Source organism: Aquabacterium humicola (assembly GCF_030167915.1).
Lineage (GTDB): Bacteria > Pseudomonadota > Gammaproteobacteria > Burkholderiales > Burkholderiaceae_C > Pseudaquabacterium > Pseudaquabacterium humicola.
The window spans coordinates 137,379-152,018 of sequence record NZ_JARGNB010000009.1 but is presented as its reverse complement, the minus strand read 5'-3'; the positions used below and the strand labels follow the sequence as shown (position 1 = coordinate 152,018).

Annotated in this window: 11 protein-coding genes; 7 read left to right on the top strand and 4 right to left on the bottom strand. The window is 71.3% G+C overall.

Annotated features, from left to right (window positions below):
• Positions 1-3: 3 nt before the first annotated feature.
• Positions 4-702 carry a cupin domain-containing protein gene (locus P1K89_RS29080; protein ID WP_284620043.1) on the top strand — a complete coding sequence of 233 codons (699 nt, stop codon included), beginning with the start codon at positions 4-6 and terminating at the stop codon, positions 700-702.
• Here P1K89_RS29080 and P1K89_RS29075 read toward each other — a convergent pair.
• The 3 genes from P1K89_RS29075 to gloB are packed head-to-tail and all read right to left on the bottom strand — an operon-like array spanning position 662 to position 4,463.
• Positions 662-1,996, bottom strand: coding sequence for a phenylacetate--CoA ligase family protein (locus P1K89_RS29075; RefSeq protein WP_284620042.1), 1,335 nt, complete (start codon positions 1,994-1,996; stop codon positions 662-664). The genes P1K89_RS29080 and P1K89_RS29075 overlap by 41 nt on opposite strands.
• A 59-nt stretch (positions 1,997-2,055) precedes the next feature.
• Positions 2,056-3,675, bottom strand: a complete 1,620-nt coding sequence (locus tag P1K89_RS29070; RefSeq protein WP_284620041.1) for a transglycosylase SLT domain-containing protein — start codon at positions 3,673-3,675, stop codon at positions 2,056-2,058.
• Positions 3,672-4,463 (bottom strand): hydroxyacylglutathione hydrolase, encoded by a 792-nt coding sequence (gloB, locus tag P1K89_RS29065; RefSeq protein ID WP_284620040.1) that lies wholly within the window; start codon positions 4,461-4,463, stop codon positions 3,672-3,674. The genes P1K89_RS29070 and gloB overlap by 4 nt, the downstream gene beginning before the upstream one ends.
• Positions 4,464-4,488: 25 nt before the next feature.
• On the opposite strand from gloB, the gene P1K89_RS29060 reads away from it, so the two are divergent.
• The 6 genes from P1K89_RS29060 to P1K89_RS29035 all read left to right on the top strand — a co-directional run bounded on the left by P1K89_RS29060 (position 4,489) and on the right by P1K89_RS29035 (position 13,264).
• Complete coding sequence (locus P1K89_RS29060; RefSeq protein WP_439898050.1) at positions 4,489-5,301, top strand: class I SAM-dependent methyltransferase; 813 nt, start codon at positions 4,489-4,491, stop codon at positions 5,299-5,301.
• Positions 5,302-5,338: 37 nt separating this feature from the next.
• Positions 5,339-5,782, top strand: a complete 444-nt coding sequence (rnhA, locus tag P1K89_RS29055) for a ribonuclease HI (protein ID WP_284620038.1) — start codon at positions 5,339-5,341, stop codon at positions 5,780-5,782.
• Positions 5,783-5,906: 124 nt separating this feature from the next.
• A complete protein-coding gene (locus P1K89_RS29050; protein ID WP_284620037.1) occupies positions 5,907-7,133 on the top strand; it encodes an efflux RND transporter periplasmic adaptor subunit in 1,227 nt (408 codons plus the stop codon).
• 15 nt (positions 7,134-7,148) lie between these two features.
• Positions 7,149-10,238 carry an efflux RND transporter permease subunit gene (locus tag P1K89_RS29045; RefSeq protein ID WP_284620036.1) on the top strand — a complete coding sequence of 1,030 codons (3,090 nt, stop codon included), beginning with the start codon at positions 7,149-7,151 and terminating at the stop codon, positions 10,236-10,238.
• A gap of 10 nt (positions 10,239-10,248) precedes the next feature.
• Positions 10,249-11,202 carry an ABC transporter substrate binding protein gene (locus P1K89_RS29040; RefSeq protein WP_284620035.1) on the top strand — a complete coding sequence of 318 codons (954 nt, stop codon included), beginning with the start codon at positions 10,249-10,251 and terminating at the stop codon, positions 11,200-11,202.
• 1 nt (position 11,203) lies between these two features.
• A complete protein-coding gene (locus tag P1K89_RS29035) occupies positions 11,204-13,264 on the top strand; it encodes an ATP-binding protein (RefSeq protein WP_284620034.1) in 2,061 nt (686 codons plus the stop codon).
• A gap of 40 nt (positions 13,265-13,304) precedes the next feature.
• Here P1K89_RS29035 and moeA read toward each other — a convergent pair whose 3' ends face one another.
• Positions 13,305-14,597, bottom strand: coding sequence for a molybdopterin molybdotransferase MoeA (moeA, locus tag P1K89_RS29030; protein WP_284620033.1), 1,293 nt, complete (start codon positions 14,595-14,597; stop codon positions 13,305-13,307).
• Positions 14,598-14,640: the final 43 nt, after the last annotated feature.

Here is a 14,640-nt window from a genome sequence, read left to right as displayed (position 1 = left end):
CCTATGAGTTCGAACTCCGTGCCGCTCGACGCACCCGCGCCGGTCCCTTCACCTCCCGCGGATCGATGGGCTGCCGACTTCTTTTCTCGCATGCTCGGCCAGACACTGGCGGCCGATGAATTCGAGGCCATGGTCGCGCAGCGCTGGGCGAGCGGCCGCTTCATCGAGTCAGCGCCCCAAACGGCGGCCTGGCTGCGCGAGCGTGCCCTGCAGCAATCGATCGACGCGGGTTACGCCAAGGATGCGCCGGACCTGGATTTTCGCAGCCAATGGCTGGTCGGCCGTCCCGGACTGCCGGGCGCCATCCACATCCAGGCGCCGGCGGAGCAGGTCCAGGAGGGCTCGCTGAGCAGCCGCAACCGCGCGCCCCACCTGCACGACTCCGGGCGCATCTCGCTGATCACGCGGGGGCGCGCCACGCTCTACGTCGCGCGCCAGGTGGATGGGCGTCCCCGGATGCTGGTGTGTCCGGTGCAGGAGGGCGACCTGATCTACTGGCCGGCCTGGACCGCGCACACCTTCGATGCCGGCCACGGGTTCTGGCTCGTCTCGGCGATGGCCCGCTACGTGTCGCCGGCCGCCGATGGATTCGTGCTGCCGATCGATCACCACGATCATGGCGACCCGGACGTCCTGCCGCGCATGAGCTACGCCGAGCACCTCACGTCGTGCCGCGACCCGGCGCTGGCACCAGCGACTTGAACTCCTCGAACTTGCCGCTGGCGGCGCGGGGGATCGCGTCCCGATAGGACAGCGTGATCTCGAAGGGGTGCACCAGCGCCTCGGCGACGATGTCGCGCACGGTCTGCGCCTGTGCTGCATCCAGCGGGGCGTCGGCGACCAGCAGCACCTGGACCTCGCGCAGGCTGGTCTGCACCACCTGGAACTGGCGGATCGGTGCGGCGCGCCCCATCTTCAGGCCGGCGATCGACGGCCACAGGGTCTGGCCGTTCGGCAGCACCAGCATGTTGCGGATGCGCCCGGCAATGCGTCGCAGCGTCGGCAGGTGCCGGCCGCAGCCGCAGGGCGGCCCCGGTTCCGCGAGGTCGCCGACGTCGTAGCGCAGCAGCGGGAACGCGTAGTTGTGCAGGTTGGTCACGACGACGCGACCCAGCTCGCCTGGTTCGCACGGGCTGCCGTCGTCACGCAGTACCTCGACGATCAGGTGCTCGGACTGCACGTGGTACAGGCCGCTGTGCGGGCACTCGATCGCCATGATCCCGGCTTCGCGCGAGCTGTAGAGGTCGGCGACGCGCGCGCCCCAGGCGGACTGGCAGGCTTGCCGCAGATCGGCAGGATGGGCCTCGCTCATCGTGCGGACCTCGCGCAGGTGGCTCAGGCGCTCGCCGTGCGCCAGGAACCATTCGGCCAGGGCCATCGCGTTGGTCGGATGCGTGACGAGGTAGGTCGGCTGCTGGGCGATCAGCCAGCGCGCCTGCACGTCGACCGGCGTGACGATGTGCATGCCGACGCAGGGCCCGGTCTGGAACAGCCGGTTCATCGGCGGACCCCAGTCCGGCCGTCGGGCCCCGCCCGGCGGCAGCTTCGGGAAGAAGTTGATGACCGCCGCCAGCGCCTTCAGGTCGCTGCGGTTCCACTCGTGGGAGCGGACCGTCAGCGCGTTCCAGAACAACTTCGTGAGGCCGCTGCCGAGCACGCGCACCGGCGCGCCGGTGGAACCGGACGACTCGATCGGGATCGGCTCGCCGTGGCCTGCGGGCAGCCGTCGGCATTCGATCGCGGCGCGGTGGTCCTGCACCTCCGAGCGCGTCAGCACCGGCAGTGCGGCCAGCAGCGCGGGCGTGACCGGCGAGCCGCGGCGGTAGCCGACCGAGCTCAGGCGCTCGCGATGGAATTCACTCGCCTCGAAGGCATGCTGCAGCAGCGCCGCGAGCTGCTGCATCTGGCCCGCGCGCAGCCGCTGCGCCGGCAGCCACTGGGTGTCGCGCAGCATCTCGACCAGCGCGGCCAGACGCGTGGCCGGCGCCGCGGCCACGGTCGGCCAGGCGATCGAGTGCAGGCGGTCCGCGGCAGCCGCCGCGACCGCGGGGGCGTTCAGGGCTGGGTCGCGCGGCTGCGCGCCGTCGGGGCCGGCTTCGACAGGCGGCGTCCGGTGCTGCTGGCGGGACGGGCGGCCGTGCGCACCGGCTTGGCGACGGAGCGGACCTTCGTGGCCGTGGCGCGTGCGGGCCGCGCGTCCTCGCGGACCGGCCGGGCTTCCGCGGTGCGCGCCGGCTGCGACGCCAGCATCACGACGATCGCCTCGCCCGGCTTGAAGCTCGCCTGCGCGCCGACCTTGTTCCAGGCCGCGACCTGCGCCGGCGCGACACGGTAACGCCTGGCGACAGCGGCCACGCTGTCGCCCTTCTTGCCGGCGCGGAAGCTGACGCGGCGCAGCGGCGGCCGATCGGGCGCCAGCGCGAGCATCGCGTTGTGCGCGATCTCCTCGGCGACGTCGGCGCCGCGCTTCGCGTCGCGCGGCACCAGCAGCGTCGATCCCGCCTTCACGAGCATGCCGGCGGGGATGCGGTTCACCTCGCGCAGCTGGGCTTCGTCCATGCCGACCTGGCGCGCCGCTTCGGCCGGCTTCAGCGTCTTCGGCGCGACCCAGGCGGTCCAGCTGGCGAGCTTGCCGCGGTGTGCCGACAGCGCGCGAACGAAGGTGTTCGCGGCGTCGTACGGCAGCAGCACCTGGGGCGTGCCGGCGGCCAGGATCACCGGCTTGTTCATCTGCGGATTGAGTTGGCGGAACTCCTCCAGCGACAGGCCGGCGAAGCGCACGGCGAGCTCGACGTCGATGTCGCGCTCGATCGGCACCGACAGGAAATACGGGTGGTTCTGCAGCGGCGGCAGCGTCAGCGCGAAGCGCTCCGGCTTCAGCACGATGTTCTTCACCGCCTGCAGCTTGGGCAGGTAGTTGCGCGTCTCGTCTGGCATGCGCAGGCTCGCGTAGTCGGTCGGCAGGCCGGCGCGCAGGTTGCGCGCCTGCGCGCGCTGCACGTTGCCCTGGCCCCAGTTGTACGCGGCCAGCGCCAGCTGCCAGTCGCCGAACATGCCGTACAGCGCCTGCAGGTAATCCAGCGCGGCGCGCGTCGAGGCCAGCACGTCGCGGCGGTCGTCGCGGAAGACGTTCTGGCGCAGGTCGAAATCGCGCCCGGTCGCGGGCACGAACTGCCACATGCCGGAGGCCTTCGCGTGCGACATCGCCTCGGGGTTGTAGGCGCTTTCGATGAACGGCAGCAGCGCGAGATCGCTGGGCATGCCGCGCTTGTCGAGCTCCTCGAGGATGTGGAACAGGTAGCGCCCGCCGCGCTCGGTCATGCGCTGCACGTAGTCGGGCCGCGACGAATACCACTGCTCCCACTTGCGCACGAGCTCGCCATCGAGCTCGGCCATCGCGAAGCCGGCGCGCAGCCGCATCCACAGGTCGATGCGCGTGCGCTGGTCCTCGGGATCGATGCGCACGTCGGGACGCAGCGGGTCGATCGCCACCGGCGGCGGCACGGGTTCGACGGGTTCCGGCGGCGGCGCCACCGGCGCGGGTGCGGCCGGCGGCGGCGCAGGCTCGGCCGGTGCGGGTGCGACCGGAGGCGCCTCCGGGGCCGGCGCGGGTGGCGTGGCGCAGGCGCTGACCAGCAGCGCGGCGAGCAGGGACAGGGCGAGGCGGCGAGTCATCGGAATCGGTTCTTCCATTCGCGCAGCGCCGCGAAGACTTCCACGGCGCTGTCGTTGGCGGCGCCCTGCGCGCGGGCGGCACGGATCACGTCCGGCTCGGCGCAGCGCAGGAAAGGGTTGATGGCCCGCTCGCGGGCGACGGTGGAAGGCAGGGTGGGCAGGCCCTGGGCGCGCAGCGCGCCGCAGGCCCGGACATGATCGGCGACGGCGGTGTTCGCCGGTTCGACCGCGGCGGCGAAGCGCAGGTTGGCCTCGGTGTATTCGTGCGTGCAGCAGACTTGCGTCTGGCCCGGCAGCGCAGCCAGGCGTGTCAGCGATGCGTGCATCTGGGCAGGGGTGCCTTCGAACAGGCGGCCGCAGCCGGCCGAGAACAGCGTGTCGCCGCAGAACAGGATCGGCGCCGCGCCGGTCGCCGGCGGCTGCCCCGCCCGTGGCCGCTCCACATAGGCGATATGACCGGCGGTATGGCCCGGCACGTCGAAGACCTCGAACTCGATGCCGAGCACCTGGATGCGGTCGCCGTCGTGCAGGGGAACGTTCGGTTGCGGGATGACCTCGTGCGCCGGCGCATGGACCGGGCCCTGCAGCCGCGGCCGCAGCGCGTCCACGCCGCCGACGTGATCGGGATGATGGTGCGTCACTAGAATGGCCGCCAGCGCGAGCCCGTTGGCATCGAGTGCGGACTGCACCGGCGCCGCGTCTCCCGGATCGACGACGATCGCCTGGCGGCCGTCGTGCAGCATCCAGATGTAGTTGTCCGAGAAGGCGGGCAGGGCGATCAGATTCATGACGCGCGAATCATCGATTATAGAGTTGGCTCAGTGGCTGAAGAGCCCGCCAGGGCGCTATCTGCTGGGCTGGGAGCAGGTGCAGCTGGACCGCCACGTCAGCGACCTGTTCGGGTTCCATGCGCTGCAGCTGGGGCTGCCGCAGCTCGACGGCCTGCGCGCGAACCGCATGCCGCACCGCTGGGTGGCGAGCGACTCGCTGTACATGCCCGAGCCGTACGAGCTGCCGCCGGTCGACGAATCGATCTCGACGCTGGCGCCGCACGCCGGCCTCGCGCTGCACTGCGACTACGACGCGCTGCCGTTCCCGAGCCAGAGCCTGGACCTCGTCGTGCTGCCGCATGCGCTGGAGCTCGCACGCGATGCGCACGACACGCTGCGTGAAGTGGAGCGCGTGCTGGTGCCGGAAGGCCGCGTCGTGGTCACGGGCTTCAACCCGGCGAGCCTGTGGGGTGCGCGCCAGCGCTACGGTCACCTGCGACGCGGCATGGGCCTGGGCGGCAAGCTCTTCCTGCCGCGCGCCGGCGACTTCATCGGCTACTGGCGCCTGCGCGACTGGCTGCGGCTGCTCGGCTTCGAGGTCGAGCGCGGCCGATTCGGCTGCTGGCGCCCGCCCTTCGGCTCGCAGCGCTGGCTCGATCGCGGCGGCTGGATGGAGCGCGCCGGCGAGCGCTGGTGGCCGGTGCTCGGCGCGCTGTACTGCGTCGTCGCGGTCAAGCGCGTGCGCGGCATGCGGCTGGTCGGCCTGGCGCGCATGCAGAAGGTGCCGGCCAAGGCGCCGGCCGTGGTCGCGCAACCGCGCATGCACACGCGGGGCCGGCCCACCGACAATGGCTGACGTGTCGCAGCGAGCGACCGCAAGGCAGAACGAACAGATGAGCGAAGCGTTGGTGGTGATCTACACGGACGGGGCCTGCAAGGGCAACCCGGGTCCGGGCGGCTGGGGCGCCTGGATGCGCTGGGGCGAGCACGAGAAGGAACTGTTCGGCGGCGAGGCCACGACGACCAACAACCGCATGGAACTGACCGCGGTGATCGAGGCACTGTCTGCGCTCAAGCGGCCGACGCCGGTGGCGATCTACACCGACAGCGAGTACGTGAAGAACGGCATCACCAGCTGGATCAAGGGCTGGAAGAACCGCGGCTGGCGCACCGCGGACAACAAGCCGGTGAAGAACCAGGAGCTCTGGCAGCGGCTCGACGCGCTGGTCGCGCAGCACCAGGTGCAGTGGCACTGGGTGCGCGGTCATGCGGGCGACCCGGGCAACGAGCGCGCCGACCAGCTCGCCAATCGCGGCGTCGAGACCGTGCGGCGCTGACTGCACACGTGGGTCGCGTCGCGGTTCGTCATCCGGGGCGATCCGGCGGCCGGTCGTCGCAAACTGCCGGTGCGGGCTTGTCGTGCAACGTTACAGTGTGCAATTCGATGCGAATGGCGATTCGATGAACAAGGTCCATACCACCGTTGTCGCGCTCGCGCTGGCGGGCGCCGCCTTCGGCGCCTGGTGGCTGCAGAACCGCCCCGCGACACCGGCCGCGCAGGCCGCCACCGGCGGGGCGCGGGCGCCCGGCGGCCCGGGCGCGGCGGCGGGGCCGGTGGCGGTGGAGATCGGCCGGGCTGAGGTGACGCGCCTGGAGGAGGACGCTCAGGCGGTCGGCACGCTGCGCTCGAACCAGGGCGTGATGCTGCGTCCCGAGGTCGGCGGCCGCATCGCGAAGCTGGGCTTTGCCGACGGGCAGCGCGTGCGCCGCGGCCAGCTGCTGGTGCAGCTGGACGATGCGCTGCAGCAGGCCCAGGCCCAGCAGGCGAACGCGCAAGCCAACATCGCGCGCACGAACCTGCAGCGCAACCGCGAGCTGGTGGCGCAGAACTTCGTCAGCCAGAGCGTGGTGGACCAGGCGCAGGCGAACCTCGAGGTGGCCGAAGCCCAGGTGGCGCTCGCCCGCGCCCAGCTGCAGCGCATGAAGGTGGTGGCGCCGTTCGACGGCATCGTGGGCATCCGCAGCGTCAACATCGGCGACTACGTGAAGGACGGCGCCGACCTGGTGCAGGTCGAGGACGTGTCGTCGGTGTGGGTCGACTTCCGGCTGCCCGAGCGCTATCTCTCGCAGCTCAAGCCCGGCCAGGCGGTCGCGGTGAACCTCGATGCGCTGCCGGGCAAGCGTTACGCGGCGAGGGTCGAGGCGGTGGATTCGCAACTCGACGCCAGCGGCCGTTCGCTGCTGGTGCGCGCGAAGCTGGCCAATACCGGCGGCGATCTGCGTTCGGGCATGTTTGCGCGCACGCGCATCGTCTTCGCCGTGCGAGAGCAGGCGGTCACCGTGCCCGAGGAAGCGCTGGTGCCGATGGGCGAGCAGCAGTTCCTGATCAAGGTGGTCGACGGTCCGAACGGCGCCAAGCTTGGCCAGCGCATGCAGGCGCGCATCGGCGCGCGAACCGCGGGCCGCGTCGAGGTGCTCGAAGGCGTGCGCGCCGGCGATGCCGTCGTGGTCGCCGGCCAGGCGCGGCTGATGCGCGGCGAACCGCAGCCGCTGCGCATCGTGCAGCTGGGTGGTGCGAGCGGCGCCGGCGGCGGCGGGCCCGCGCCGGGTGCGGCGAGTGCACCGGCCGGCGCGCGCGCAACGGCCAATGGCGCGTCGGCGCCGCGCGTCGCCTTCACGACACCCTGATCCGAGGAGCGCGGCATGAAGCTCTCAGAGATCTCGATCCGGCGACCGGTGTTCGCCACGGTGATGTCGCTGCTGCTGATCCTCGTCGGCGCGGTGTCGTACACCAAGCTCAGCGTGCGCGAGTACCCGCGCATCGACGAGCCGGTGGTCACCGTCAGCACGCGCCTGATCGGCGCGTCGTCGGAGGTCATCGAGTCGCAGGTCACCAAGCCGCTCGAGGACTCGATCGCCGGCATCGACGGTGTCGACATCCTGACCTCGATCTCGCGCGCCGAGCAGAGCTTCATCACCGCGCGCTTCAAGCTCAGCAAGGATCCGGACTCCGCGGCGGCCGACGTGCGCGACCGCGTGGCCCGCGTGCGTGGCCGCCTGCCCGAGGCCACCGACGAGTCGATCGTCGCGAAGGTCGAGGCCGATGCCTTCCCCGTCGTGTGGATCGCCTTCACCAGCGACACCATGTCGCCGCTGGAAATCACCGACGTCGTCAACCGCATCGTCAAGCCGCGGCTGCAGACCATTCCCGGGGTCGCCGACGTGCCGATCTTCGGCGAGCGGCGCTACGCGATGCGCATCTGGCTCGATGCCGACAAGCTCGCCTCGTACCGGCTGACGACGCAGGACGTCGAGGACGCGTTGCGGCGCCAGAACCTCGAAGTGCCCGCCGGCCGCATCGAGAGCCGGCAGCGCGAGTTCAACGTCACCGCACGAACCGACCTCAACACCGAGCGCCAGTTCGGCGAGGTGGCGCTGAAGGCGGTCAACGGCTTCACGGTGCGGCTGAAGGACGTGGCGCGCATCGAGCAGGCACCGGCCAGCGAGCGCCAGTCGGTGCGGCTGAACGGCTCGCCGGCGATCTCCGCCGGCATCATCCGCAACGCCACGGCCAACCCGCTGGAGATCTCGGCCGGCGTGCGCGAGGCCTTGCCGAAGGTGCAGCAGGACCTGCCGCCGGGCATGACGGTGCGCATCGCCAACGACAACTCGGTGTTCATCGACCGCTCGGTGAAGTCGGTGTACACGACGATCGCCGAGGCGGTCGGCCTGGTCGCGCTGGTGGTGTTCGTATTCCTGCGCACGCTGCGCGCGTCGGTGATCCCGCTGGTGACGATCCCCGTCAGCCTGATCGGCACCTTCGCGCTGATGGCCGCCGCCGGCTTCACGATCAACACGCTGACCCTGCTGTCGCTGGTGCTGGCGATCGGCCTCGTGGTGGACGATTCGATCGTCGTGCTGGAGAACATCTTCCGCCACATCGAGGAGGGTGGCGGCCACCTGATGACGCCGTTCCAGGCGGCGCTGAAGGGCGCGCGCGAGATCGGCTTCGCGGTGCTGGCGATGACCATGACGCTGGCCGCGGTGTTCGCGCCGCTGGCCTTCACGCCGGGGCGCACCGGTCGGCTGTTCGTCGAGTTCGCGCTGGCGCTGGCCGGCGCGGTGATCGTTTCGGGCTTCGTCGCGCTGACGCTGACGCCGATGATGTGCAGCCTGCTGCTGAGGCACAACCCGAAGCCCAACTTCTTCGACCGCGGCATGGAGCGCTTCCTGGTCTGGCTGACCGAGCGCTATGCGGGCGCGCTCACCTGGGTGCTCGCGCACCGCTGGGTCGTGCTGGTGATGATGCTGGCCAGCGGCGCCGGCAGCTGGGTGCTGTTCAACGGGCTGCGCAGCGAGCTCGCGCCGATGGAGGACCGCGGCGTCGTGCTCGGCTCGATCAACGCGCCCGACGGGGCGACGCTGGAATACACCGCGCGCTATGGTCGCGAGCTCGAGAAGATCGCCGCGAAACATCCGGAGCTCGACCGCGTCTTCGTGTCGTCGGGCAATCCGACGGTGGCCCAGGCGATGTCCTTCATGGGCGCGAAGGACTGGTCCTTGCGCGAGAAGAGCACGCAGCAGATCGCGCGCGAGCTGCAGCAGCAGTTCGCCGGCCTGCCGGGCGTGCTGGCCTTCGCGTCGACGCCGCCGAGCCTCGGTCAGGGGTTCCGCGACCGGCCGGTGAACTTCGTCATCGTCACCAGCGACAGCTACCAAAACCTGGCCGCCACGACGCAGAAGATCCTGGCCGAGATGGCCAAGAACCCCGGCTTCGTCGCGCCGGACAGCGACCTGCGGCTGAACAAGCCGGAACTCTTCATGGAGGTGGATCGCGACCGCGCCGCCGATGCCGGCGTTAGCGTCGACCAGGTCGCGCGCACGGTCGAGACCATGCTCGGCGGCCGCGCCGTCACGCGCTACAAGCGCGGGGCCGACCAGTACGACGTGATCGTGCAGACGCAGACCACGGGCCGCACGACGCCCGAGGACATCGAGAAGCTCTTCGTGCGCGGCCGCGGCGACGCAATGCTGCCGCTGTCGTCGCTGGTCAAGGTGCGCGAGTCGGTGAGCCCGCGCGAGCTGAACCACTTCAACCAGCGGCGCTCGGTGTCGATCACCGCGAACCTGGCGCCGAACTACGCGCTCGGCGACGCGCTGAAGTTCATGGACGACACCGCGCGTGCCGTGCTGCAGCCGGGTTATGCCACCGAACTGAACGGCGTTTCGCGTGAATTCCGCTCGTCCAGCGGCGCGCTCGCGCTGGTCTTCGTGCTCGCGCTGGTGTTCATCTTCCTGGTACTGTCGGCGCAGTTCGAAAGCTTCATCGACCCCTTCGTGATCATGCTGTCGGTGCCCTTGTCGATGGTCGGTGCGCTCGGGGCGATCACGCTGACCGGGGGCACGCTGAACGTCTACTCGCAGATCGGGCTGATCACGCTGGTCGGGTTGATCACCAAGCACGGCATCCTGATCGTCGAGTTCAGCAACCAGCTGCGACAGCAGGGACGGTCGGTGAGAGAGGCGACGATCGAGGCCGCCAGCCTGCGCCTGCGGCCGATCCTGATGACCACCGGGGCGATGGTGCTGGGGGCGCTGCCGCTGGCGCTGGCCAGCGGCGCCGGTGCCGAGAGCCGGCAGCAGATCGGCTGGGTGATCGTCGGCGGCATGTCGCTGGGCACGCTGCTGACGATCTTCGTCGTGCCCACCGTCTACACGCTCCTGGCCCGCGGCGCGGTGCCGGGCGAGAACACCACGCCCGAGCTCGCGGAAGCCACCGCGCCGGCGCATTGAGCCGGCACGCATGACGATGAAGGCGCCGATCCGCCAGCGGCGCCTGCTGATCGCCACGCTGCTCGCGGCGCCGGCGGCTGCGGCGTTGGCGCAGGGCGCCGACGCGCAGTCGCTGGCGGTGGTCTACCCCGATATCGGCGAACCGTACCGCAGCGTCTTCACGAAGATCCTCGAGGGCATCGAGCAGCAGGCGCGCGGCCGTGTCGCCAGCTTCGCGGTCGGGCCGGCGGGCCTGCCGGCCGATGCGCAGTCCGAGCTGCGCAAGCGCGAGGTGCGGGCGGTGATCGCGCTCGGCCGCAACGGCCTGAAGGCCGTCGGCGCGCTGGACCGCAGCGTCTCGGTGATCGCCGGCGGCGTGCTGGCCGTGCCGGAGTCGGAGGCCAGGGACTTCGCCGTGCACAGCCTCACGCCCGACCCTTCGCTGCTGTTCGCGCGGCTGCGCAGCCTGGTGCCCTCGGCGCGCCGGGTGGCGGTGGTCTACGACCCGAGGCAGAACGCCTGGCTGATCCGCATGGCGCGCGACGCCGCGAAGGCTCATGGCCTGGAACTGATGGCCCACGAGGCCGACGACCTGAAGGCCGCGTTGCGCATCTACCAGACGCTGGTGGCGTCCTTCGATGCCAAGCGCGACGTGCTGTGGCTGCCGCACGACTCAGCGACGGTCGACGATGCCGCCGTGCTGCCGCTGGTGCTGCAGGAGGCCTGGGACCGCAATTTCGCGGTTCTGTCGTCGAGCGTCGCGCATGTGCGGCGCGGTGCGCTGTTCTCCCTGTACCCCGACAACCTCGCCCTCGGTCGCCGCCTCGGCGGCGCCGCGATGGCCGCCGCCGGCGGCCACCGCTCCCCGGGCGTGCTGCCGCTGAAGGATGTGCGCATTGCCGTCAACGTACGCGCAGCAAGTCACCTCGGCTTGAACCTGTCGAATGCCCAGCAGGCCTTCGACATGGTGTTCCCGGAGCAATGAGATGAATGACCGGACGATCGGCATGGCAGTACGCCCCGCCCGAACAACGGCCGCCCGCGGCGCAACCTTCCGGCGCCAGCTGTCGGTGGTGGTGGCGATCGGCGTGCTGTGCATCGCGCTGGTGGCTTCGCTGGTGAGCTCGTGGCAGGCGAGCCAGCAGATCCGCAATGCGCTGGTCGAACAGGGCGAGCGCATCGCGCAGAGCCTGGCCACGCAGAGCACGCTGGCGATGCTCTACGGCGCGGCCGACAACGCCGCCGAGGCGGTCAGCATGACGCTGAGCTTCCCGGACGTCACCGCGGTCGAGCTGCGCTTTGCCGGGGGCGCGGTGCTGCTGTCCCGCGGCGCGCCGCGCAACGATGCCGCCGCGGCGTTGCCGGCGCCGCGCAGCGCCGCGGCGGCGCCGGCGCAGGCCTACCTGGAGGCCGAGTCCGACGACGCGTGGCACTTCGTCGCGCCGGTGCGCACCAAGCGCGCCGACTCGCCCTTCGTCGTCGAGGCCCAGCCCGAGGAACTGCTCGGCCATGCCCGCGTCACGCTGACCAAGGCGACGCTCAAGCGCATGGTCGCCAACGTCTTCTTCACCAACATGGCGGTGTCGCTGCTGTTCGCGCTGCTGTTCCTCGTCGTGCTGCGCTGGTTCGCGCTGCGGCTGACGAAACCGCTGCAGGCGCTGTCGCTGGCGATGGCGCGCGCCGAGCGCGGCGAGGAGGACGTGCGGGCGGACGTCAGCGGCCCGCGCGACATCGGCGCGATGGCCCAGGCCTTCAACAGCATGATCGCCGCGCTCGGCCAGCGCGAGAGCGAGCTGAAGATGCACCGCGAGCACCTCGAGGAACTGGTCGAGGAGCGCACGCACGAGCTCATCGTCGCGAAGGAGCGGGCCGAGGTCGCCAACCTTGCGAAGAGCGAGTTTCTCGCGCGCATGAGCCACGAGCTGCGCACGCCGCTGAACGCCGTGCTCGGCTACGCGCAGCTGCTGCAGATGGACACGCAGCTCAGCGATCGCCAGCGCAACGGCCTGTCGACCATCCAGACCAGCGGCGAACACCTGCTGACGCTGATCGTCGACATCCTGGACCTGGCCCGCATCGAAGCCGGCAAGACCGAGCTCAATCCGGGGCCGGTCGACCTGCCGGCGCTGGTCGCCGGCGTCGGCGACATCGTGCGCATCAAGGCGCTGGAGAAGCGCCTGGACTTCGTCGTGACCGCCGCGCCGGACCTGCCGACGATGATCGAGGCCGACGGCCAGCGACTGCGCCAGGTTTTGCTGAACCTGCTGGGCAATGCGGTGAAGTTCACCGATCGCGGCCTGGTCCGGCTGGCCGTCACGCTGACAGGCAACGAGGCCCAGCCGATGCTGCACTTCGAGGTCCACGACCAGGGCATCGGCATCGACGCGCTGCACCTCGAGCGCATCTTCGAGCCGTTCGAGCAGGCCGGCGACCTGCAGCGCCGCTCCGGTGGTACCGGCCTGGGCCTGGCGATCAGCCGCCAGCTGGTGCGGCTGATGGGCGGCGAGATCCGCGTCGAAAGCCGGCCGCAGCAGGGCAGCCGGTTCTGGTTCGAGATCGCGGTGCTGCGCCCGGCGCAGCCGGTACTGCCCGCGGCGCACGAGCGGGCGGCGCAGGCGGCGGGCAGCGGCTACCAGGGGCCGCGGCGGCGCATCCTCGTCGTCGACGACGTCGTCGGCAACCGGCGCGTGCTGGCCGAGATCCTGGGCGCACACGGCTTCGAGGTGATCGAGGCCTGCGACGGCCTGGCGGCGATCGCCCAGGTCCGGCAGGCCGCGCCGGACCTGGTGCTGATGGACACCGTGATGCCGCTGATGGACGGGCATGCCGCCACGCGCCGGCTGCGCGAAGATCCGGCGACGCGGCGCCTGCCGATCATCGCGGTGTCAGCCAATGCGTCCGAGCAGGACCGCGCCCGCTGCCTCGACGCCGGTGCCGACGACTTCCTGCCGAAGCCGATCGAGCGGCGGCTGCTGCTGGAGCTGCTGTCGCGCCACCTCGACCTGCAGTGGGCCGACGGCGCCACGGCGAGAAGCGGCGCCTCCTGATCGGCGCGAGGCGGCGCCTCCTGACGCCGGGCCGCCAGGCTCAGACCAGGCCGTCGAAGGGCAGCACGTCCACCAGGTCGCCGGCGGCCACGTTGCCCTGGCCGTGGTGCAGCACGACGAGGCCGTTGGCCTGGCTCATGCTGCGCAGGATGCCCGAGCCCTGGCTGCCGGTGATCTCCACCTGCCAGCGGCCGTCGGCGGTCGGCCGCAGCGTGCCGCGCTGGTACTCGGTGCGCCCCGGCTTCTTGCGCAGCGCGCCGGCGCTGATCGCCTGCATCACCGGCAGCGGCTCGGCGTTGGCGCCGGCCATCGCCAGCAACGCGTCGCGCACGAAGGCGTAGAAGGTGACCATCACGGCCACCGGGTTGCCGGGCAGGCCGAAGAGGATCGCGCCGCGGCCGCCGGCACCGTCGCCGATGCGGCCGATCGCCAGCGGCCGCCCCGGACGCATCGCGATGCGCCAGAACAGCACCTCGCCGAGCTCGGCCATGATGCGCTTCGTGTGGTCGGCCTCGCCGACGCTGACGCCGCCGGAGGTGATCACCGCGTCGGCGGCCGCGGCCGCCTGCTCGAAGGCCGCGCGCAGCGCGTCGGGCTCGTCGCGCACGACGCCGAGGTCGATCAGCTCGACCCCCAGGCGCGTCAGCATGCCCCACAGCGTGTAGCGGTTGCTGTCGTAGACGCAGCCCTCGTCCAGCGGCTCGCCGACCGAGCGCAGCTCGTCGCCGGTCGAGAAGAAGGCCACGCGCAGGCGGCGCAGCACCGGCACCTCGGCCTGGCCCAGCGAGGCCAGCAGCCCGAGGTCGGCGGGGCGCAGCACGCGGCCGGCCTTCAGCGCGGCCTCGCCGCGTGCCAGGTCCTCGCCGCGCAGGCGGCGGTTGTCGCCGGTGCGCACGATGCCGGCCGGGATGCTGATCCGGCCATCGGGCAGCAGCGTCGTGAATTCCTGCGGCACGACGGTGTCCAGCCCGTCGGGCATCACCGCGCCGGTCATGATGCGGGCGCAGAACGCCGGCGGCACCACGCTGACCACCGGCTGCCCTGCGAAGCTGGTGCCGGCCACCGGCAACAGCGTCGGGCCGTCGTCGGCCAGGTCCATGCCGCGCATCGCGTATCCGTCCATCGCCGCGTTGTCGTGCGAGGGCACGTCGATCGGCGACACCACGTCGTGCGCCAGCACCCGGCCCAGCGCGCTGCGGATCGGCAGCCGTTCGACCGCCTGCACCCGCGGCACCAGCCGCGCGATGAACTCCTGCGCCTGGGCGACGGGCATCGCGTTCGGGTCGTAGCCGGCGATGCACGACGCGATCTGCTCGAGCGTGGGCTGGGTCATGGGTTATATCCGAGGGTCTTGCGCGGATCCGGCTCTGCCGGTC